Source organism: Clostridium sp. 1001271st1 H5, assembly GCF_005845215.1.
Lineage (GTDB): Bacteria > Bacillota > Clostridia > Lachnospirales > Lachnospiraceae > Enterocloster.
The window spans coordinates 222,889-242,947 of record NZ_SPHO01000001.1 but is presented as its reverse complement, the minus strand read 5'-3'; the positions used below and the strand labels follow the sequence as shown (position 1 = coordinate 242,947).

The following is a 20,059-nucleotide window of genomic DNA, read 5'->3' as shown; positions in this document are numbered from 1 at the left end:
ATATTATATAATTACGACTGATTTTTAGAGTAAACAGAGATTTCCATGTTCTTCATTTTTTAGTATTGACATGTTGTCAGACAACATGATATGCTATATTCAATATAACTGCTTTCATATTGTCAGTTCAGCTTATTCGGAAAGGATGGTTCATTATAATGCGTCTGTTATATGGTGTAACGGTTCCACTGGTAACTCCTCTTACGAAAGAAAGAACCCTGGATATTTCAAGCCTGGAACATCTGACAGATTTCCTGATTGAAAAGGGTATCCATTGTCTCTATCCAGGCGGAACCACAGGTGAAATGATGCTTATGGGAATGGAGGACAGAAAGGTTCTTGCTGAAACAGTGGTTCGCCAGACCGCCGGACGGGCCGTTGTATATATACAAGCCGGTGCTGTTAACCAGGCTGATACCATAACGTTAGCTAAACATGCTGTTGATATAGGTGCTGATGGCATTGGTGTGGTTACTCCCGTCTTCTATAAACTGTCTGACCGGGAATTGGTCAGCTATTATCAATCCGTCTGCCGGAGTGTTCCTTCCGACTTCCCTGTCTATCTTTATGCCATACCTCAGTGTGCTGTCAATGACATCACCCCTGCTTTGGCAGAAGAGTTAGCTGAAACATGTCCGAATATAGCAGGCATCAAATACAGTTATCCCAATATGTCCCGCATACAGGAATTCATGACCATACGCAGCGGCAGCTTTTCAGTCTTGTGCGGTCCTGATGAACTGTTCTGCGCTGCGGTTCTGACCGGAGGCGCCGGTACTGTTTCCGGTAACGCCCAGGTGATTCCCGAACATTATGTTGCAATATGGAATGCCCTGGAACGGGGAGATATTCCAACTGCCGTTTCCCTGCAGCGAAAAACCAACCAATTGAACCAAATTTTAAGCAATGACCATAATATAGCCCGCTATAAAGCTGCCCTCAAATACCGCAAAATACTGTCCGATGCATCTACATATGCTCCGCTGGAGCCGTTATCCGAGGCAGAATCCCGGTCCATGTCAGATATGCTGGAGGAGCTGAAGTTTACAGAAATATAAATATGCCCCTCCATTTCGGCAATTGCACTTGTAAATTCTGATAAACGTTGATAAAATATAAACCAACCGGCAAGGGAATGACTGAAAGAATATAAACAAAGAAGGGGAATCGAATGAATAAACCTCTGAAAAGTATTGCACGGATATCTGTTGTGGACCAGGCAATTCAGAATCTTCAAAATTACATAACAGAAAACAGTCTGCAGCCAGGCGACAAACTGCCTACAGAAAAAGAAGTCTGTGAAATGATGGGAATCGGCCGCTCCACTGCCCGCGAAGCTTACCGAATGTTAAAAGCAATGGATTACGTAACTGCGATTCAGGGTAAGGGCATTTTTTTAAGTGACAAGTACAGAAAAAATGATTCAAACGAAATGGCGCTGGAATGGTTTCGTGAAAATGGCAGAAATATGATTGAATTCATGGAAGTGCGTATGGCCATAGAACCCATGGCAGTACGCCTGGCTATTCCAAGGGCAACTGATTCAGATATTGAGTCATTAGAAAAAACACATTTTCTTTTTCAACAGGCTCTCAAAGACAAAAATACAGTCAAGCTGCTCTCCTTTGATGAACTTTTTCACAATCAAATCATGGAATTTACAGATAACCAGCTGATGATTCGCATTAGCCAGAATATTACCGAATGTTTCCGCAGTTACCGCTCCAAAGCTTTTGCAGTGGATAAAATTATGGGAAACGCAGTTGCGCCGCATGCAAAAATCATAGACGCCTTCCATAAACGGGATACCCAGCTGGGTTATAATCTCATGATTGAACACCTGGAGATTTCTCTGGAAGATATACTGAAGTATTCCACGCCTTGAATATCTTCTCCGAATACTTGATTCGGTAGGATGACGTGTTTGGCCGGTATTAAGGTATTGTTAATATTACGGGGCCAAAAAGTAAGTTTTTACGTTGTTTTTTTGCATTTTTGTGACTTTACTGTGTCTAATAGAGTAATATATGCAGGTAGAAAACAGCATGAAGTTTGGCGGGTCCGACAATCGGCACCCGCCCATTTCTACTTCTCTTCTTTCTCCTTCTCATCCTGAATCCGTTTCCGGATGGTCTCAAGTTCATCCGGCTTCGGGTCCGGGATGGGTAAGGGGACGGTCATGCGTTTGACTGCTTCAGATTCTTTTAGCAGTTCTTCATCCGAGTACCTTTCTGCCGGTTCTGGCGGTTCATCGTTCCGCTTTCCATCCATCTTTATGCGCCTCCTTCCAAGGCCATTGTATGCCTTTCAAAACGGGGATTGTTCTGGTGAATAATACCATTTATGGTCCGTTTATTCGCATTTTACGACATCTTCTGTTGCTTTTTGTCGTCTATTTTCCACTTGATAATGCCCCTCCTTGCATATACCGTTAAATCAGTATCAAAAACCAAGGAGGAATCAGTATGAAATATGAAAGAGAAACCAGTGACCTGCTCCGGCGCTTAGGTGTAAACAACTCCTATGTGGGATTCGGTTACACAATTCACGGCATCATCAGTACTATCCATGACCCACACCTTCTAACCTACATTTCCAAAGGGCTCTATGTGGAGATAGCCGCTCACTACCAGACATCTATTAAATGTGTGGAACGGAATATCCGTACCATCATCAGTACCATTTGGCTGCACGGAAACAGAGAACTGCTGAATCAGGTCTTCGGTTTCGAGCTGGAACAGAAACCCCGGAATGAAGCCTTCATAGATGCGCTCTCTCACTACGTTGTGAAACACTATTACGATTAAGCAAGTCAGGGCGCTATTGCAGCGCCCTTCCGAAATCTACCACTCGAACACATATCGGCGATTGACCATGTCATACTCTTCGGCAATCCGGAGTACGCCCCTGGCATCCGTAATCATACATTTTCCCTCGTCAGAGCCCTTAACCGGGCAGAGCAGGAAGGCCTCGCCGGCGGGGTCCGTCTGGTAGCCGGTCAGCATGTAGCCCTAACTGTCAAACAGATACCACCCACAGGTACCGTCCGTGGCCTCCCGGAGCCAGTACCAACCGTTGGCCGCATAGCTGCTGTCTGCGAACTGATACCACCAGCGCTTTCCGTCTGCCGCCGGCTGGAAACCCTGGGTGTATGTCAGCGGGATTGGAGTATAATCGATGTCGCAGAGCTTCAATACCTTCTGCCAGGGTGTGGATGACACCCTTGATTTAATGGTACCATAATTGATGCCTTTGGCCTCAATGCAGTATCCATCACCTATGTATACCCCGATATGCCCTGGTTTCCAGAGTGCCCAGCCTATCATGGACTCGTCCATATGGTCAATGCCAACCCGTTGTGTGGCTGTGTCATGGTAGTTGTAGCTGCCGCGGATGCACCCGGTGTACCAGCTGATGAGGCCAGAGCAGTCCGTGCAGCGCTGGCCTATGTACCTGGCCACCTTAGCCTTATAAGTTGATGTGTATGTACCTGGGTTCTCCCGGGCCAATCGGTCCAGGATAGCCTGGGTGAGTACAAGAAAGAGATTAATGATAATACTAAGCAAATACTAAGATGCTTTAACTCTGAGTGTGATAATGCCCTATTGAATCTATCTGTCAAAAATATTGATTCTGTACGAAGCAAAATCACAAAATCCTTTGATTCATTAAATAAGATATTTGCAATTGATGGTATACAAATGACCCCAAAGCTTTTGGAGTATAAATTGGAAGAGCTTAATCTCGTACATACCTATGAACAAAAAAAGGAACAGGAACGCGAACAACAAAAAGCAATCAAGGAACAGATGGTTGAGGAAGAAAAAGTCCGGAGAGAAATAGAACGTCAAAAAGCCAAACTTGAAAAAGACCAGGCCCAATGCTCAAATGAAATTAATAAGTTAATAGGCTATATGCAAAAAACACAAAATGATGTTGAGAAGCAGCTTTATATAGATAAAATCAAAGAATTGGAAGATAAGTTAAAGCAATTAGAAGCAGATAAGGCCACTGTTCTTGAAAGAGAGGCTAATGCCCGCGCAGGTTATGTATACATAATCTCTAATATTGGCTCCTTTGGAGAAAATATATATAAAATCGGAATGACAAGAAGGGTGGAACCAATGGATAGGATTAAAGAACTAGGTAGTGCCTCTGTTCCATTTGAATTCGATGTACATGCAATGATTTTTTCTGATGATGCACCTGCATTAGAAACAGCACTTCATCAAACATTTGAAAAACAGAGTGTAAACCGAGTGAATTTGCGCAAGGAATTTTTCAGAGTTTCACTTGATGAAATAGAGGCTGTTGTTAAAGACAACTATAATAATACTGTAGTTTTTACTCGTATACCTGTTGCTAAGGAATATAATGAAACATTGGCAATATTAAATCAAGAACAGTCTGCTTAATAATAGCAAAAAGCCCCAGGACTACGAACTCCCACACTCCTGAGGCTTACCACCTTGAAAATATAATATATCTACCCGGGCAGCCGGGGGACGTGCTCCCATCCCGTTCTGAGTCTTGGAGAAAGGGATGGTGCCTTATGAGTACATACGAAGAATTGCAGTTGATTACATCAGTGGCGTTACTCATTGTTGCAATACTGACTTATACCCATAAAAAATAGCCGTCCTGCCCTAGCAAAGCTGACGACTATTTTTTAGTAAGATGTTCGCCGGAGCAGGTGAGGTGCATTCACCTTCCGGCTGTCTTGTTAAGTATAGTATATCAAATATACCGAATAAGTCAAATGTGAAAAGCGGCCCTGTTACCAGCAGGAACCGCCCTCACATAGTTTTCTCTTACCGGACCGTTCCGGAAGATATAATTAATTACCTTAAGCAAGTAAATTATATCATTCCTGAAGCGTCCTGGCAAGGGGCGTATTTTTTATACCCAAAATCGGTTGCGATATCGCAACAGGAAAGGACTGATATCATGCCAAGACGCAGAAAACACCCCCGGCTCCCCAACGGCTACGGCTCCATCCGCTACCTGGGCAAGAGCCGCAAAAACCCCTATGCCGTCCATCCGCCGGCAGACATTGACGGAAAGCGGCCTCCGGCCCTCTGCTATGTGGATGACTGGATAAAAGGGTTCATTGTCCTCACATCCTACAAGGCCGGTACCTATACTCCTGGTATGGAGGCCACACTGCTGCTCCCGGATGATACCAAGCAGCTCGACGAGCTGACAGGGAAACTCCTGGCAGATTACAACCGCGTCAAAGGAATCGAACCGGATGAGCCGGAAAAGACTTTCTCAGAGGTCTATGAAGCCTTCTATGCCGATAAATTTTCCGAAGGCAATAAATACTCCGCCTCAACCAAATATTCAATCAAGGCCGCGTACAAAAACTGTGTATCCCTCTATGATAAAATATTTAACTCCCTACGCGCAAAAGACCTGCAGGATAATCTGGATGCGTGTAATCTAAAATATGACAGCCTGGAACTTATTAGGAATCTGTACAGGCAGATGTATAAATACGCTGACAGTCAGGGATGGTGCGACAAGGACTATAGCCGGTATGTTAAAATCAAAAGGGATGACGATGATGAACATGGTGTGCCATTCTCAGATGCAGACCTGAAAATCTTGTGGGATAACAAAACACACGAAACTGCAGAGATGCTTCTCATCATGTGCTATTCCGGATGGCGTATATCAGAATACATTAGCCTTGAGGTAAATATGCAAAAAAAGTATTTTAAGGGCGGAATAAAAACGGAGGCCGGTAAAGGACGTATTGTACCAATTCATTCCGGTATTCTCCCTTTGGTTGAACACCGGATGAGCAAGTATGGAAAGCTTCTCCCGTGCAGCGACAAAGATTTCAGAAACCAAATGGATGAACTGCTAACCCAACTGGGAATCCCAGGTGACCCCAAACATACACCACATGACTGTCGGCACACGTGCTCTATGTTGTGTGAGATGTATGAGGTAAAAGAAAACGACCGAAAACGGATGATGGGGCACTCATTTAAAGAGGACATCACTAACAAGGTTTATGGTCACCGTGAGCTGGAAGACCTGCGCAAAGAGATTGAAAAGATTGAGATTAATTTGTGACTTTATTGTGACCAATAGCCCCCAATAACATGGTAGAACGCGGTAGGAAATGAAATTTTCAAAAACACCGAAAACCCGCATAAAACCTACCATTTTCACCCTATTTCTCATGCAAATCCTACCATTCTGAAAACCGTCTGGCATTAAAGTATTGTTAATATTCCGCCCATCCCGTTGACATTGCTCCCTTATCCTCATATAATTCCAACAGGACAGGATATTTTCATATACACCATTTTACACATACATCGGAAGGGAAATGACATACATATGGACGCCACCGTCTACGACGATGACCAAGTTTTTACCGTAATCATACTTCATATGTTCAAAAAGGCATGACCTGCATTCATACACACGGATGCGGGCAATGCCTTTTTCTTTTGGCATAATACTGCCAAACAAGTAAAGGAGGAATCATTGTGAGTATTCATTCGTTTTTCAGTCTGTTAGGAGGACTGGCATTATTTCTGTATGGCATGCAGATGATGAGCACCAATCTGGAGGCCGCGGCCGGCAGCCGCATGAAGCAGATACTGGAGCGTCTGACTGCCAACCGGTTTTTAGGTGTGTTGGTGGGAGCCGGAATCACTGCAATCATCCAGTCCTCATCCGCCACAACCGTCATGGTGGTGGGCTTTGTAAATTCCCAGCTCATGACACTGAAACAGGCTGTCTGGATTATCATGGGCGCCAATATTGGCACCACTGTAACCGGGCAGCTCATAGCCTTAGACATTGGTGCCATTGCACCGCTCATTGCATTTACAGGTGTTGCCCTGATTCTTTTTGTAAAACAGAAAAAAGTCCAGTTTGCCGGAGGTATTGTGGCTGGCCTGGGTATCCTTTTCCTTGGCATGGGAATGATGAGCGCCGCCATGATACCGCTGCGTGAATCCCCTCATTTTGTCAATCTGATGACAAAATTCTCCAATCCGCTTCTGGGGATACTGGCCGGAGCTGCCTTTACCGCTATCATCCAGTCTTCCTCTGCATCCGTCGGTATTCTCCAGGCCCTGGCTGTAAGCGGGTTAATCGGGCTGGACAGCGCGGTCTTTGTTCTGTTTGGACAAAATATCGGTACCTGTATCACGGCTGTCCTGGCGTCCATCGGAGCCAACCGCGATGCTAAACGGACCACCCTGATTCATTTGATATTTAACATCTTGGGTACAACGGTCTTTACCCTGGTCTGTCTGGCGTCTCCCTTTACCCACTGGATGGCCACCTTTACACCAGATAATCCCGCGGCGCAGATTGCCAATGTTCATACGCTGTTCAACATCGTTACCACTCTGCTTTTACTGCCCTTTGGCACACAGCTTGCCAGAATTTCCGAAAAACTTCTGCCCGACAAACCGCTGGAGACAACAGATGAGGAGCGCTGGTTTGAAGATTTGCTGGCTTCCGAACACGTACTTGGCGTATCTGTCATAGCAAGAAAACAGCTTAACGGGGACATCGCGCAGATGCTTGCACTGGCTGCTGCCAATGTTGAAGCCAGTTTCCTGGCTTTTGAACAAAAGAATGGGGAGGAATTGGAACAGCTTCAGCTGCGCGAAGAAGAAATTGACCTGTACAATGCCCAGTTATCCAGAAAGATTTCCAGGGTCCTTGCTGTGGAAAATTCCCCGTCCGAAGTGAAAGCGCTCAACCGCATGTTCTCCATCATTGGAAATGTGGAGCGCATTGGCGACCATGCAGTCAACATTGCAGGCTACGCACAGACCATGATGGAACGCAGGATGGAGCTGTCTTCCCAGGCATCTCTTGAGCTGACGGATATGAGAACCTCCTGCATGCGCGCCATACACCTGGTCTGCAGTGCCTACCGCATTGATTCAGGCTGCCTGCCGGAATATTCTTCCATGGCGGAACATGACTTCCGTCTGGAACAGCCTTCCATACCGGAACAGCCTTCCATGCCGGAACATGCCTCCCTCCTGGAGCAGGCCCTGCTTCTGGAACAAGACATTGACCGCCGGACTGCCCGATATCGTTCCAACCAAATCGAACGCATGAGAAACGGGCAATGCCATGTGGAAACATCCATCCTGTACTCAGAAATCCTGACCGATTATGAGCGCATCGGCGACCATGCATTCAACATTGCCCAGGCTCTTGACAAACTGGAGAACAACTGACCTGCGCTAAACCATAGAATATAAACCGCTGTCTTCCTATTGACAAATAAATTAAGGCTCTATATACTTAAATCAATCATTGTCACGAAGACACTGTTCTTCTCCAAGAGAAGCCCGCTTAAGAATCTGATACACATTTGAGGATTCGATACAAATACAGTAAAATCAAACTATAATAGATAAAACGCCTTGAAGACGCATGGGACTGTTGAAACAGTCTGTTTCTTCCGGCGTTTTTTATATTCCTGGAGGTTATTATGAATCAACCTGTGTCTTTGCTGGCATTTAGCCGCACCTGGAGGCAGTGTCCATGACGCTTAAGGAAATCGCTGCTGAAGCCGGGGTCTCCGTATCCACGGTTTCCCGCGTAATCAATCAAAACGGAAAGTGCCCCGCAGGCAAGGAGGTCCGGCAACGGATACTAGAAATCGCAAAGAGAACCGGCTATATTCCAAACGCCCATGCCCGGAGCTTAAAAATGCATTCCATCCGGGAGAATCAGACTCCCTGCCATTCCATTGCATGCCTGTTTACCCAGACAGCCGGCATTGGCAGTGAACAGTCCCGCTCTTTACTGATAAGAGGCATGGAGGAGGAATCCCGGTTACATGGTTACAGCCTGAAATACAGTCTGTCTTCCATTGCCGGCCTCTCTGCTTTGACATCCACTGCAGGCCTCCCTCCTTTGGCATCCACTGCCAGCCTCCCTCCCCTGGCATCCACTGCCAGCTGCCCTCCCCTGTTTTCCGACATGACGGCAGATTCCAACATGGACGGAATCGCCATCATTGGCAGCAGCCATACGGACGGGGTCCCAGAAGGGCAATATCTTTGCCGCCTTCCTGATTGGCCTGCCCTCCATTTCATCTACACAGGATTCCAATATCTGGAATCACCCATAGACCAGATTGTCTGCGACGGGCAGAAAGCTGCATCTGATGCAGTTGACAGCCTGGTCAAATCAGGCCATAAACGGATTGCCTACATCGGTGGCAGTGAATACAGCAGCCCTTTTCTTGGATACTGCGCTGCTCTGAAAAAGCATGGCCTTCCCTGTCATGAATCCCGTATCAGACATGTCCCTATTTCCATGGAAGGCGGGTACCTGGGTGCCGGGGAGCTGCTGAAATCCGGACTGGATGCAACGGCATGTTTCTGCTCCAATGATGTTATTGCTATCGGTGTCATGCGGGCAGTCAGGGAATCCGGGCTTTTTATTCCCGGGGATATCTCCGTCATCAGTATGGACGATATCAATGTGGGCAGATATCTGGACCCAATGCTGACCACGGTTCACTTTCCCTTAGCTGAAATGGGACGTATGACTGCAAAAATCCTGATTGACAGAATTGAAGGAGGCCATCACCTTCCCATGAAAATCGTCCTGCCCTGCCATGTGGTGGAACGCGAGAGCTGCGGCACTGCTCCTGCATAATATACGCGCAGATACACAACAGACGTAACGTCTTATCATTTCATCAGACTGTCCTGTCACAATCACACAGGCAGCCGGCTCGTCTATCAGTAGAACCGCAGCCGCATTTAGCCTGTTCAGGGCATCCGCCGCGGACCCCTTGCCTGTATCGATAATAAATATAGCAATGTGCTTATGTATAGAAAAAATAAATGCCAGCTGCCTAAAGGGGTAAAAGCGTTTGCATACCATCACAAACCTGCTATAATTAGAGGCATGTGATGATAATTTCAAAGCACACTTCCGGGGAACAGGAAGAATCAGATACATGCTTAAGGAGGATACGAAACATGAAATTAGATGAACGCGGAAAACAGTGCCCAAAGCCTGTCATTGACACTAAGAAAGCATTGGAATCCTGTAATCCAGGTGAGACAGTTGAGGTATTGGTGGACAACGAGATAGCGGTCCAGAACCTGAGCAAGATGGCAGCAAGCAAGGGCCTTGCAGCTGTTTCCGAGAAAATAAGCGATAATGAATTCGCTGTTAAAATTGTTGTAAGCGAAGGAGCAAACGCTGCTTCCGGCTCAGATGCTGCGGCTGATACCGATGATGAACCGATTGCCTGCCGGCCCGACAGCCGCAGGAAGGGTATGGTAGTGGTTCTTTCCTCCAACCTGATGGGACACGGAGATCCGGAATTGGGAAAGGCCCTGATGAAGGGTTTTGTCTACGCACTTACACAGCAGGATGCCCTGCCGGAAACCGTGCTTCTGTATAACAGCGGCGCCCACCTTTCCTGCGAAGGCTCCGATAACCTGGAGGATTTAAAATCCCTGGAATCCCAGGGAGTGGAGATTCTTACCTGCGGAACCTGCCTTAACTTCTATGGTTTGGGCGAGAAGCTACAGGTGGGAAGCGTCACCAATATGTATGAGATTGTAGAGCGTATGACAGCTGCCAAATGTTTGGTACGTCCTTAATTTCACGTTCATGCCAACTCAGCTAAACTTCGACGTACATTCAGGCAAAGGCCGCATTCAAGACAATGCGGCCCTTCTTATATGCCGGTATCAGTCACCTGCAGCATGCCACTTTTCTTTTTTCAGCGGATATCCACCCCGCCCCACAAAAAACACAGCCCCTGTCCCCCATTCCGGGAATCCCTCCTCTGGCTTTCATCCTTATTTCATACTCTTTCCGGTGCCGGTCAGTATCCCAGTAACACTCAGCCATGTCTCATAGATGTTGTCCTTAAACGCCCTCACATCCCCAATGACCGGCAGATTACAGGTGCATCTTTCTCCTGCCGTCCCTTCTGCCGGCCTGTCTGCCCTCCCTTCTGCCATCCGGTTTGGAACCACATCTGTATCCATCCTCAGATACCCGGTCTCCAAATCCTGCTCTGACAGCCGGAGGTGTTTCACTTCATCTGCAAACAGCTCCGGATGCATGAGATAGACAGCAGCCGTCACATCCCAGTTATAAAATCCCCGGATGCCGTAATCATCTTCATTGTATCCGAACCAGTAATCTGTTTTTTCCATGATATACGCTGCCGCCCTGTTTCCCTTATCCGAGAACCGTTCCCTGTATTCCTGTTTTGTAAATAAAGCTTTCAGACAATTATTGCCTGTCATCACGGAAACATTTCTTCCCTTTGTGAGTACGGTCCAAGACGCCGGAGGGTCACAGGAAAAATTAAGCTCATCCATTACCTTTTTTTCAAATACAAGAGGAGCCGTGATTCCGCCCATCAGGACAATCTCTTTTACCTTCTCAAAGAAATGCCGGTCCCTCTCATATGCGCCTCTCAGGTTTGTCAGGGAGCCGGTGGCGAGAACCGATAATTCCCCCGGATAGCGGTCCGCCATTTCCGCCAGGAAATCAGCTGCCTGGCTCTGGTAGTCTCCCCGTTTCTCCCCGCCTCTTTTTACAGGAATATCCTGGCGTCCCAGTTCTCCCAGCATCCGCAGATTCACTGCCTGTACCACATCCAGGCTGTTATTTCCATAGGTGGAAGTGACTCCCAGTAATTGGGCGTCCCTGCTTCCCAGCAAATACATCAGGGCCAGCCCGTCATCCACATCGCAGTCTTTTGTTCCAAAGGTATTGTCACAGTCAAATATGATTTTCTTCATCCTTTTCCTTTCATACATGTTTTTCCGTTACATGTCTCTCTGGGAACAGGCCCCCGGCTACATGTCTCTTCCGGTACCTTCCTCTTCCAGTACATGTCTCTCCCGCCGCATACCTCTCCCGCCGCATACCTTTCCCGCTGCACACCTCTCCCGCCGCATACCTTTCCCGCTGCATACCTTTCATGCCGTACCATGCCTGAACAGTACAACCCCATCTGGTTCCACGCGCAGTCCCGCCTTCATGCCTGCCTGGAATTTTGTCTGCAGTCCAATACCTTCCATCCTCTGGCACAGAATGTTCCCTCCGGGAGCAAATTTCCCGGGAACCCTTACCCGTATCTCTGTCATCTCCCCCATAAAGGTAACCTCCTCCACCTCAAACTCCCCGTCCTCCTGCAGCCGGACTGAATACGGGCGTATCATGGCATCATAGGTCCCGTCAGGCAAATCCGACCTTATCTCAAACAGATTACAGACAAACCTGCCTCCCACCACCTCTCCGGGAACATAATTCACCTTGCCAAAATATTCCGCCACTGTTTTTGTCTCCGGTTGATAAAACATCTGCTCAGGAGTACCGTACTGCAGGACCTTCCCGTGGCTCATCAGCGCAATGCGGTCAGACATGCGGAGGGCCTCTGCCTTGTCATGGGTGACCAGAATGGTGGTGATTTTCCATTCCTCATGCAGTTTCCTTACCAGCCGCGCCATCTCCGTCCGCAGCCTCTCGTCCAGACCTGAAAATGGTTCGTCCAGAAGAAGTACCCTGGGATTTGCTGCCAATGCCCTGGCCAATGCCACTCTCTGCATCTGTCCGCCCGACATCTCCTTCATTTTTCTCTTCTCAAATCCGGCAAGCTGCACTGCTTCCAGGAGTTCACCCACCCGCTCTCTCTGTTCTTTTTTCGGCACCTTTTTCAGTTCCATGGGAAAGGAAATATTTTTCTCCACCGTCATATGTGGAAACAGCCGTAAATCCTGGAACACGATTACCGTTCCCCGCTTCTCCGGCAGACAGTCCGTCACAGAGGTTCCCTGTATCCGTATATCCCCGCTCTCCTGCTCCAAAAGACCGGCAATGCATTTTAACAGGGTAGTCTTTCCGCATCCGGATTCCCCTAAAAGGGATACGAACTCCCCCTCCTTTATTTCCAGGTCAATTCCGTGCAGTATCACCTTTTTCTGAAGTGATACGGTCAGATTTTCTATGTTAAGACTCATAATATCCTCCAACCATCTGTCTTGTCCAATGCCCTGCAATCCGTTCAAATACAGCAAATACCATCAGGGTAATGCCCATGAACAGAATGCTGTAAATGCAGGCAATGTTCCGGCTGCCGCTCTGTAAATAAGGAACCATCACAACCGCAAAGGTCTTTATCCTGCCTCCTCCGAGAAGCAGCGTCAGAAAATACTGGCTGAAGGATACAATATAGGCCATACTGACTGCTGACAGTATCACCGGAACCAGCATTGGCAGGGTAGTCCTCCTAAATGCCTGGAAGGAGCTGGCTCCCAGCACCCTGGCCTGCTCTTCCAGTGCAATGCCGACTGCCTGGGTGCCGTCCATGATAAGGCGCACAGCATAGGGCAGGGAATAAATCAGGTGTGCCAGGATAACCCCCGTCACAGTATTATTAAGCCCCAACCGGATAAATGTAATCTGTATCCCCATGGCAAACACCGTAGTCGGAACCATCAGTGGAAGGACCACAAAAAAGGAAATCAAATTCCTGCCCCGGAACCGGTACAGGATAAGGGCCCTGGATGTCAATACCCCGGCAAAGGCCGATAAAAGGGCCACTACAGAAGAAATCATGATGCTGGACGTCATGAGGGAGGCCAGTTCTCCCTTTCTTCTGACAATTTCCATGACTGCCCGTTCCGAGAACACCTGCGGAAACAGCCCGGGCCAGGCCCATCGTTCTGTAAATACCCATATCACCAGACTGGCCGCGGGAATCAGGATGGCTGCACACAGCAGGGCCAGTATCATACCTGAAATAAACGCTTTTCTTTTCTTCATAACCTTTTGCTCCATCTCCTTCTGCTTCGCGGTTTACTGTTCCATTAACGCCTTCATGTTCTTCCGCATGATGAAATAATAAATCCAGGCGCTGAGCACGGAAAGTAGGATGATGATTCCATTAAGCGCCATGGCATAAGGCCGGTTTTTTAAATCCGGGTGAATATACTGCTGATATGCCAGCACCGGAAGAGCCCTAGGGGAGGTGGCACCCAGAAGAAAGGGAAGCTCATAGGCTCCCAGGGCAAATACAAATATAATCAGGAATCCGCTGATTACCGCATCCTTACACAGAGGCAGGGTGACCTTGCAAAATGCGGTCCAGCGGTCCGCCCCCAGGTTTATGGCTGCTTCCCCCAATTTCTCATTGATATTTGCCATCAGCGCAATGACAAAATAGATGATGAACGGAATCTCCTTCCACAGATATGCCAGTATGACCCCAACTCCCCTTGTATCATAAATAAGCATGGGAAACTGCTGCTGTTCCTGCAATAATCCAAGGGCATAACCAAGTCTGGCCACCACCCCGTTCTGCGAAAAAATATTGACCATAAAAATGGCCACCACCACATGGGGAACAATGATGGGAAGCTGTATTACCCGCATCATTGGACCCTTTGTCTTTTTGTGCATTACACACACAGCGCTTAAGCCCACGCCTGCCGCTGTGGCAATTCCTGCGGACAAAAATGCCACCCTGAGGCTGTACAGCACGGATTTAAGCATCTCCGGCCTGGATAATACTTCCCTGTAATATTTTAGTGTTGGTTCCCTTAGTCCAAAAGCTGGAATCACCCCCAGACTCTGGGTGATTCCAGTTGCCAATCCAATGATAAAAAGCAGGGACAGGATGATTTGGGGAACCAGAAGCAAATACGGTGTCACCATTTTTTTCATTCCATTTCCTCCCAATGTTTTCCTTCCAATCACGCACACGCCCCACCCACCACCCTCCCCAAAAAACCGTCAGCTTCCTTACCGCCAGTATCCTCCCCGTCAGTTTCCTTCCCATTATTTACCCACTACATCCTCCGCCCAAATTTCCTCGATGATGGGAACCAGCTGTGCAGGCATCTCAGGAAGGCGTTTTGAGAGGAGTTCATCCTGGGGGATTGTTCCCTTACCCAGGTCCACCTGGTCAAAGGCTTCCTTTTGTTCATCGGAAAGCTTTTCATTGTCCAGTACCGGGATAACCCTCAGCTTCTCATAGCGGTCCGCCTGGATTTCCGGTGACAGCATCTCATTGATTGCCACCATGGCACCGGCCTTATTGCCGGAATTGGCTGCAATTGCCATAAAATTGGTATTGCCGATGGTGCCCTTGTCAAACTGGAAGGTTTCCGTGGTCTGCGTGTATTTGCCGTCCTCAATATTCAGGACCACGTCATAGGCGCCGTACGTCATATTCATCACCAGCTCCCCGTCCGCAAACATATTGTCCACAGTAGTGGATGAATCCGGGAAGGTGGTTCCCTGGTTCCAAAGGTATGGATTCAGTTCCCTTAGGTACTCCATGGCCGGAGCCACTGCCGCTCTTACAGTCTCCTTGTCAGCCTCCATGTCCATAAACGGTTCATAGCCGCAGATTTCATAGATGATGTTTCTTACAAATGCGCTGCCTGTAAAATCAGGAAGCGCCGGATAGGTCACCCTGCCCGGATATTTCTGCACGAATTCCTTCAGGGCCTGGGCGCTCTCAGGCACATCCGGAGTCACCGCCAGGTCTGCCACCATGACCATCTGGGCCTTTCCGTAAGGCGCCTCATACCCCTCAATTGGATAAGCAAAGTCCATGGTCACATCTTCGCTGTCTCCATCCACATAATCATTAAAATTAGGAAGCTTGTCTGTAAAGGGTCCGTACAGCATGTTGTTTTCCTTTGCCGACTGGAAATTCTCCCCGTTAATCCAAATCATGTCAATGCTGCCGTCCCTCCCGCCTGCCTGTATCTCGCCTGTAAGCTGGCTTAAAACCTGGTCAATATCCATAGGAACGCGTTCCATTGTAATGTCATATTTTTCCTTCATGACAGGCGCAAATACATCGTCCAGCCATTGGTTCAGCTTATCATCCCCGCCCCAGCCGTAGAACGTGACCGTGGTTCCCTTTGCAGCCTCCTTCATCTCATCAAAGGACATGTTTTCAATGACCTGGCTGCCGGCATTCTCTTCATGACTGCTGCCGGCATCCTTTGTCCGGCCGGTGCCCGAACACCCTCCCAGAGTCAGCATCATTACGGCTGCCAATATCGCTGCTGTGATTCTTCTCTTCATATTCTCCTCCCTGCCATGAACACTTAGCGTCTGTTTTTCAGACGCCTGCGTGCGATGCATGTCACTGGCACCTGAAATCCATACTGTTTATAAAAAACAATAACCCTGTCTGGTGATGTTACGATTCCCCCTGCCGTAATTTTATGCAGTACGGCAGGGGGAAATCACATCACCGGAAGGGTTAACCTATTCTGTCACAAATGCAGCCTGGATATCCTTATCCTTTGCGCCATTTTCAATGATGAACAGATTGTCAACATCGAATCCCGCATCCTTCATGACAGAAATGCCGGTTTTTGCACACTTGTTGCCGCTGTAGCAAAGCAGGTATACAGGTTTGGACGGGTCCATCTCCTCTTTTGCCATCTTATACATGGCAGTCTGGGCATCCGGGTCCTCAATCTCCTTTAATGGGCACTGCAGGGAACCCTTTAAATGGCCTTCTGCATATGTATCATTGTCACGCACATCCAGAATCTGGACATTGTCTCCCCCAACTTCCTTTAATGCATCTGCTGCTGCAACAGTCTTCCAGTCAATGTTCTCGTCTGCGCGGTTGGTCGTAAAGGCGCCTTTCTCAGACCCCAGGGCTTTTGCTCCGCCCTCCACAGTATAAATCAGGGAGCCGTCAATGCCGGCCTCCTTAAGCACTCCGGTTGTCTTCTCAGCACCTTTCTTGCCGCTGTTGCAGATAATGTAAATTTTCTGTCCGTCGCTCAAGTTCTCCTTTGCATATGCGCTCATGGCATCTGCCAGCGAATCATCCTCCAGCGGGAAAATAGGGCACCAGATAGAATCAGCCACTCTTCCCTTTACATAATTATCCCACTCCCTTACATCCAGCACATGGGCGCTCTTATCCTTTGCTGCCGCCACTGCATCTGCAGGGGATACGTACTGATAGCTGCCATCTGACTGTGCAGCCGCTGTTGTCTCAGCACCTGCTGCCTCTGCTGCCGTGGTATCCGCTGCATCAGCCGCCGAAGTCTCTGCCGCTGCCTGGGCTGTTGTTTCATTTGCTGCTTTCTGACCGCATCCGGCCGCCGCTGTCACGGACAGCGCCATCATAATTCCCAATGCTACGATTTTCTTTTTCATTTCTTCCTCCTTGAATTATCTTGTTTTTCTATATATATTTTCCTTATCATGACAATCAAGGCAGATAAGGCAAATAATATCATTAATCCTGTGACAAAAAACCTGGCGCCCCCGGTCAGCATTCCGCCCACATAGGAGTACACGATGGTTGCCGGGAGCTGCCCAATACCCGTGGCTATGAAAAATGACAGAAATGGCATGGATGTCAGTCCTGCCGCATAGCTTACAATATCAAAGGACACCGCAGCAGCATAGCTTCCATAGGAAGCAACAAATTCCCTGACCACGGTAAAGTCCCCGGTTGCAAACATAGTCACAATTCTGTTAATCATGCCTTTCACGGATGGTATGCATATGTAGCTCAGGATTGAAGCAGCTATGCATGCAGCCACCACGATTTTCCCTATCCATTTACTTTGTTTTTTTCCATTCAAATTCCTTTCTTTTAAGGTAAATCCAATATCCGGCAGGCGCGCTCCAGGCCGTTATGACCGCAGCAGCCTGTCCATTTCTTCCAAAAATCCCATGTCCAGATACTGCCCCAGCTTTTGGAACGTGGACTGGTTAAACAGCAGCTTATCCGGCTGCTGGTACTGCACCCAGGCCATGGCGCACCAGGTAATGCCCCTCAGACAGGTGATGGGAATATAGGCAAAGGTACGCTCCCTCAGCCCCTTTGTGTCAAACCTGCCGTCCACCTTTTGGATGTACTGGTTTATGAAGTCTTCCATCTCCCTCCGGTCCAGAATCACGTCTGTCTTCCAGAATGTGGTGGTAGGCGCAAGAAAATGCCCCAAATCCTGCGCAGGCTCCCCGTAAACAGGCTTCTCCCAGTCCACCAGATAGTTGCCCTTTCCCTCTCCGTTGATTAGGAAATTGGTGGAATTAAGCTCTGTGTTGATGCAGCATTCATAGCCTTTGCAGCCCGCAGCCTCCTCACGGCGCTTCCACCCCAGGTCCAGCATTTCTCTTATCTTCATTTTGGTTCCATGGTTTCCCAAATCTGAATCCATGTAGGTACGGACCATCTCCTCGCATTCTGTCAGAATGGCCTCCAAAGGGTCCGCCGGATGAATCAGATGGCTGTCATCCCCCACCCTGACACTGTGGATATCAGCCAGGCACTCCGCTCCAAAGGGCAGTTCCGTCCTGTAATCCATTCCATGTCCCGGCAGGAATTCCATCACCATGATGCCATGAGGAATTTTTTTCAGGCTTCCATCTGCATAGAAGGGAGCCGGCGTCCTGCCCGACTGCAGCAGCAGCTTTAAGGTATCATATTCATACTGTATCTGATGGTCCAAATGCATCTGGCTGCCGCAGTTTACACGGAGCACCAGCTTTTTGCCGGTGACAGGGTGGGTGAACAGATAATTTCTGTTGTACTCGCCCTGGGCCAGGAGACTGTATTCCTCCGTCACCTCATCCGGCAGCCCCAGAGCGCTGCGGTACTGCTTACAGGTTACATATTCCCTTAACCCTGCTATCCGTTCCATTCATATCACCTCACATCCCGGTACATCCGGTCAATCTCTTCAATGGGCGCCTGGTCCCGGTACATCTTTCGCAGCCGGTTCATTTTCCACATCAGCTTGAGCTTGGGCAGGGTTCCTTTTGGAAACCGCCTGTCCGATGTGTAAATGCGGCGTCCTGTCATCCCCAGCTTTACCCTCCGTTCCTTAAGCGTCAGCGAAAACTGGTAGTCCTCCATCACAGGAATCTCCGGAAACATGCCTGCATCAAAGAACAGGCTTCGGTCCACAAAGATACCCTGGTCGCCAAACATGACCCTGCGGTCCTTAATCCGGTGGTTTGAAATCACACGGCAGGTAAACATGAAAAAGTTCCGCGAATGAAAGGCTATGCCGAAGCATCCTGCGCTGTGGTCCCTCATCACCCTGCGTATCTCAGCCAGCGGACGGGGAGGCAGCTCACTGTCGCAGTGGAGAAAAAACAGGATATCGCCGCGGCTTTTCACAGCTCCCGTATTCATCTGCTTTGCCCGCCCCTTTTCCGAATGTATGACTCTGACCCATGGGCGAAGCAATTCCAATGTTCTGTCTTTGCTTCCGCCGTCCACAAACAGGATTTCGCATTTTCCTCTCAACGGTTCCAGCTGGTCCTGCATACGGCCAATGGTCTTCTCCTCATTGTAGACAGGAATAATGATGGAAATGCGGCTGGTTTTTGCCAGAAACCGGCCTGTGGATGTCTTTTTCAGCCTCTTGTCCCCCCGCATTCTCCGGCGGTATGCCTGAAGGTCCTGGCAGGTATCCATGTCCTGCAGGGTTTCCGTAAATCCAACCGTGCATCCCGCGGTCTTAAGCCGCAACACGGTATCGCGGAGCACGGAGCCATGTCCATATCCCTCCATGTCAAACACCGCCCGCCGGGGTCTCTTCATGCCCACCAGATAATATCCCCCGTCCCTGGTAGGTCCCAGAACCACATCGTGATATTTCAGCAGGTCAAATGCACGTTCCAGATATGCTGCCTTTACCTCAGGCACATCGGTTCCCATGAGTATGCATGAGTCATATCCCCGGCCCAGCACCTCACGGACAGCCTGATACATCCGCTCTCCCAGACCGTTTCCCCTTTGGGGAATATAATGTTCATCCCTGCCGAAAACCGGATATAAAAGCTCCCTGCCATCATCCGGCGTGAAGCAGATAAAAAGCTCCCCTTTTACGTTCCCGCATTCCCTCTTTATATCCTCTAAAAAGCAGGTATGAAGACGGGCGCATTCCTCCGGGCCAAGAACAGGCATCATCCTGGTCTTTGTCTGTCCGGGAGCCGGAACCCTGGTAAAAATAATGATTGCACGATTCATTTATAAGATTCTCTCCCATATCTCTATTTATATCCTTGTCCA

Annotated in this window: 19 protein-coding genes and 2 pseudogenes; 9 read left to right on the top strand and 12 right to left on the bottom strand. The window is 48.5% G+C overall.

Annotated features, from left to right (window positions below; all coding sequences use genetic code 11):
- Nucleotides 1-158 precede the first annotated feature (158 nt).
- Both FGS84_RS00990 and FGS84_RS00985 read left to right on the top strand, forming a co-directional pair.
- Nucleotides 159-1,058: a dihydrodipicolinate synthase family protein gene (locus FGS84_RS00990; protein WP_138305882.1), complete on the top strand. Its 900-nt coding sequence runs from the start codon at nucleotides 159-161 to the stop codon at nucleotides 1,056-1,058.
- Between the two features lie 113 nt (nucleotides 1,059-1,171).
- On the top strand, nucleotides 1,172-1,885 hold the full coding sequence (locus FGS84_RS00985; protein ID WP_138305881.1) for an FCD domain-containing protein: 714 nt from the start codon (nucleotides 1,172-1,174) through the stop codon (nucleotides 1,883-1,885).
- Nucleotides 1,886-2,085: 200 nt separating this feature from the next.
- Here the strand turns inward: FGS84_RS00985 and FGS84_RS00980 are convergent, their stop codons facing one another.
- Entirely contained in the window at nucleotides 2,086-2,271 is a 186-nt protein-coding gene (locus FGS84_RS00980; protein ID WP_138305880.1) for a hypothetical protein, read from the bottom strand.
- A 194-nt stretch (nucleotides 2,272-2,465) separates the two neighbouring features.
- Here FGS84_RS00980 and FGS84_RS00975 point away from each other — a divergent pair, with 194 nt between their 5' ends.
- Nucleotides 2,466-2,807, top strand: coding sequence for a sporulation initiation factor Spo0A C-terminal domain-containing protein (locus FGS84_RS00975; protein ID WP_138305879.1), 342 nt, complete (start codon nucleotides 2,466-2,468; stop codon nucleotides 2,805-2,807).
- A gap of 36 nt (nucleotides 2,808-2,843) precedes the next feature.
- On the opposite strand, the gene FGS84_RS31925 is transcribed toward FGS84_RS00975, so the two are convergent.
- Nucleotides 2,844-3,005 (bottom strand): hypothetical protein, encoded by a 162-nt coding sequence (locus FGS84_RS31925; protein WP_347563753.1) that lies wholly within the window; start codon nucleotides 3,003-3,005, stop codon nucleotides 2,844-2,846.
- 6 nt (nucleotides 3,006-3,011) lie between these two features.
- Nucleotides 3,012-3,566, bottom strand: coding sequence for a hypothetical protein (locus FGS84_RS00970; RefSeq protein WP_347563752.1), 555 nt, complete (start codon nucleotides 3,564-3,566; stop codon nucleotides 3,012-3,014).
- Between the two features lie 39 nt (nucleotides 3,567-3,605).
- Here FGS84_RS00970 and FGS84_RS31335 point away from each other — a divergent pair.
- From FGS84_RS31335 to yedF, 6 genes and pseudogenes are all read left to right on the top strand, one after another.
- A pseudogene (locus tag FGS84_RS31335) lies at nucleotides 3,606-3,668 on the top strand (hypothetical protein); the annotation flags it as partial.
- Nucleotides 3,669-3,701: 33 nt separating this feature from the next.
- Nucleotides 3,702-4,415: a GIY-YIG nuclease family protein gene (locus FGS84_RS00965; RefSeq protein ID WP_243129830.1), complete on the top strand. Its 714-nt coding sequence runs from the start codon at nucleotides 3,702-3,704 to the stop codon at nucleotides 4,413-4,415.
- A 670-nt stretch (nucleotides 4,416-5,085) separates the two neighbouring features.
- A complete protein-coding gene (locus tag FGS84_RS31330; RefSeq protein WP_347563751.1) occupies nucleotides 5,086-6,084 on the top strand; it encodes a tyrosine-type recombinase/integrase in 999 nt (332 codons plus the stop codon).
- A gap of 422 nt (nucleotides 6,085-6,506) precedes the next feature.
- Nucleotides 6,507-8,228, top strand: a complete 1,722-nt coding sequence (locus FGS84_RS00950) for a Na/Pi cotransporter family protein (RefSeq protein WP_138305876.1) — start codon at nucleotides 6,507-6,509, stop codon at nucleotides 8,226-8,228.
- 310 nt (nucleotides 8,229-8,538) lie between these two features.
- Nucleotides 8,539-9,663 (top strand): LacI family DNA-binding transcriptional regulator, encoded by a 1,125-nt coding sequence (locus tag FGS84_RS00945; RefSeq protein ID WP_138305875.1) that lies wholly within the window; start codon nucleotides 8,539-8,541, stop codon nucleotides 9,661-9,663.
- 329 nt (nucleotides 9,664-9,992) lie between these two features.
- Nucleotides 9,993-10,625, top strand: coding sequence for a sulfurtransferase-like selenium metabolism protein YedF (yedF, locus tag FGS84_RS00940; protein WP_138305874.1), 633 nt, complete (start codon nucleotides 9,993-9,995; stop codon nucleotides 10,623-10,625).
- Nucleotides 10,626-10,826: 201 nt separating this feature from the next.
- Here the strand turns inward: yedF and FGS84_RS00935 are convergent, their stop codons facing one another.
- From FGS84_RS00935 to FGS84_RS00895, 9 genes and pseudogenes are all read right to left on the bottom strand, one after another.
- Nucleotides 10,827-11,801, bottom strand: a complete 975-nt coding sequence (locus FGS84_RS00935; RefSeq protein ID WP_347563750.1) for a nucleoside hydrolase — start codon at nucleotides 11,799-11,801, stop codon at nucleotides 10,827-10,829.
- Between the two features lie 162 nt (nucleotides 11,802-11,963).
- On the bottom strand, nucleotides 11,964-13,004 hold the full coding sequence (locus tag FGS84_RS00930; protein ID WP_138305872.1) for an ABC transporter ATP-binding protein: 1,041 nt from the start codon (nucleotides 13,002-13,004) through the stop codon (nucleotides 11,964-11,966).
- Nucleotides 12,994-13,809 carry an ABC transporter permease subunit gene (locus FGS84_RS00925; protein WP_347563749.1) on the bottom strand — a complete coding sequence of 272 codons (816 nt, stop codon included), beginning with the start codon at nucleotides 13,807-13,809 and terminating at the stop codon, nucleotides 12,994-12,996. Before FGS84_RS00925 ends, FGS84_RS00930 begins: the two co-directional genes overlap by 11 nt.
- Before the next feature lie 33 nt (nucleotides 13,810-13,842).
- Nucleotides 13,843-14,709, bottom strand: a complete 867-nt coding sequence (locus tag FGS84_RS00920) for an ABC transporter permease subunit (RefSeq protein ID WP_138305870.1) — start codon at nucleotides 14,707-14,709, stop codon at nucleotides 13,843-13,845.
- A 114-nt stretch (nucleotides 14,710-14,823) separates the two neighbouring features.
- Nucleotides 14,824-16,086 (bottom strand): ABC transporter substrate-binding protein, encoded by a 1,263-nt coding sequence (locus FGS84_RS00915; protein WP_138305869.1) that lies wholly within the window; start codon nucleotides 16,084-16,086, stop codon nucleotides 14,824-14,826.
- Between the two features lie 186 nt (nucleotides 16,087-16,272).
- Nucleotides 16,273-17,184, bottom strand: coding sequence for a rhodanese-like domain-containing protein (locus FGS84_RS00910; protein WP_138305868.1), 912 nt, complete (start codon nucleotides 17,182-17,184; stop codon nucleotides 16,273-16,275).
- A pseudogene (locus FGS84_RS31920) lies at nucleotides 17,181-17,426 on the bottom strand (VTT domain-containing protein); the annotation flags it as partial. The pseudogene FGS84_RS31920 and the gene FGS84_RS00910, both read right to left, overlap by 4 nt.
- 243 nt (nucleotides 17,427-17,669) lie before the next feature.
- Entirely contained in the window at nucleotides 17,670-18,680 is a 1,011-nt protein-coding gene (locus FGS84_RS00900; protein ID WP_138305866.1) for an aminoglycoside phosphotransferase family protein, read from the bottom strand.
- Nucleotides 18,681-18,685: 5 nt separating this feature from the next.
- Complete coding sequence (locus tag FGS84_RS00895; RefSeq protein ID WP_138305865.1) at nucleotides 18,686-20,017, bottom strand: TIGR04283 family arsenosugar biosynthesis glycosyltransferase; 1,332 nt, start codon at nucleotides 20,015-20,017, stop codon at nucleotides 18,686-18,688.
- Between the last annotated feature and the right edge of the window lie 42 nt (nucleotides 20,018-20,059).

Bases quoted from the DNA above. Each gene is read 5' to 3' on its own strand.
- FGS84_RS00980 (WP_138305880.1), bottom strand. From the start codon at position 2,271: ATGGATGGAAAGCGGAACGATGAACCGCCAGAACCGGCAGAAAGGTAC.
- FGS84_RS00925 (WP_347563749.1), bottom strand. From the start codon at position 13,809: ATGAAGAAAAGAAAAGCGTTTATTTCAGGTATGATACTGGCCCTGCTG.
- FGS84_RS00965 (WP_243129830.1), top strand. From the start codon at position 3,702: ATGACCCCAAAGCTTTTGGAGTATAAATTGGAAGAGCTTAATCTCGTA.
- FGS84_RS00945 (WP_138305875.1), top strand. From the start codon at position 8,539: ATGACGCTTAAGGAAATCGCTGCTGAAGCCGGGGTCTCCGTATCCACG.
- yedF (WP_138305874.1), top strand. From the start codon at position 9,993: ATGAAATTAGATGAACGCGGAAAACAGTGCCCAAAGCCTGTCATTGAC.
- FGS84_RS00895 (WP_138305865.1), bottom strand. From the start codon at position 20,017: ATGAATCGTGCAATCATTATTTTTACCAGGGTTCCGGCTCCCGGACAG.
- FGS84_RS00915 (WP_138305869.1), bottom strand. From the start codon at position 16,086: ATGAAGAGAAGAATCACAGCAGCGATATTGGCAGCCGTAATGATGCTG.
- FGS84_RS00920 (WP_138305870.1), bottom strand. From the start codon at position 14,709: ATGAAAAAAATGGTGACACCGTATTTGCTTCTGGTTCCCCAAATCATC.
- FGS84_RS31925 (WP_347563753.1), bottom strand. From the start codon at position 3,005: ATGCTGACCGGCTACCAGACGGACCCCGCCGGCGAGGCCTTCCTGCTC.
- FGS84_RS00975 (WP_138305879.1), top strand. From the start codon at position 2,466: ATGAAATATGAAAGAGAAACCAGTGACCTGCTCCGGCGCTTAGGTGTA.
- FGS84_RS00985 (WP_138305881.1), top strand. From the start codon at position 1,172: ATGAATAAACCTCTGAAAAGTATTGCACGGATATCTGTTGTGGACCAG.
- FGS84_RS00900 (WP_138305866.1), bottom strand. From the start codon at position 18,680: ATGGAACGGATAGCAGGGTTAAGGGAATATGTAACCTGTAAGCAGTAC.
- FGS84_RS00930 (WP_138305872.1), bottom strand. From the start codon at position 13,004: ATGAGTCTTAACATAGAAAATCTGACCGTATCACTTCAGAAAAAGGTG.
- FGS84_RS00935 (WP_347563750.1), bottom strand. From the start codon at position 11,801: ATGTATGAAAGGAAAAGGATGAAGAAAATCATATTTGACTGTGACAAT.
- FGS84_RS00990 (WP_138305882.1), top strand. From the start codon at position 159: ATGCGTCTGTTATATGGTGTAACGGTTCCACTGGTAACTCCTCTTACG.
- FGS84_RS00910 (WP_138305868.1), bottom strand. From the start codon at position 17,184: ATGAAAAAGAAAATCGTAGCATTGGGAATTATGATGGCGCTGTCCGTG.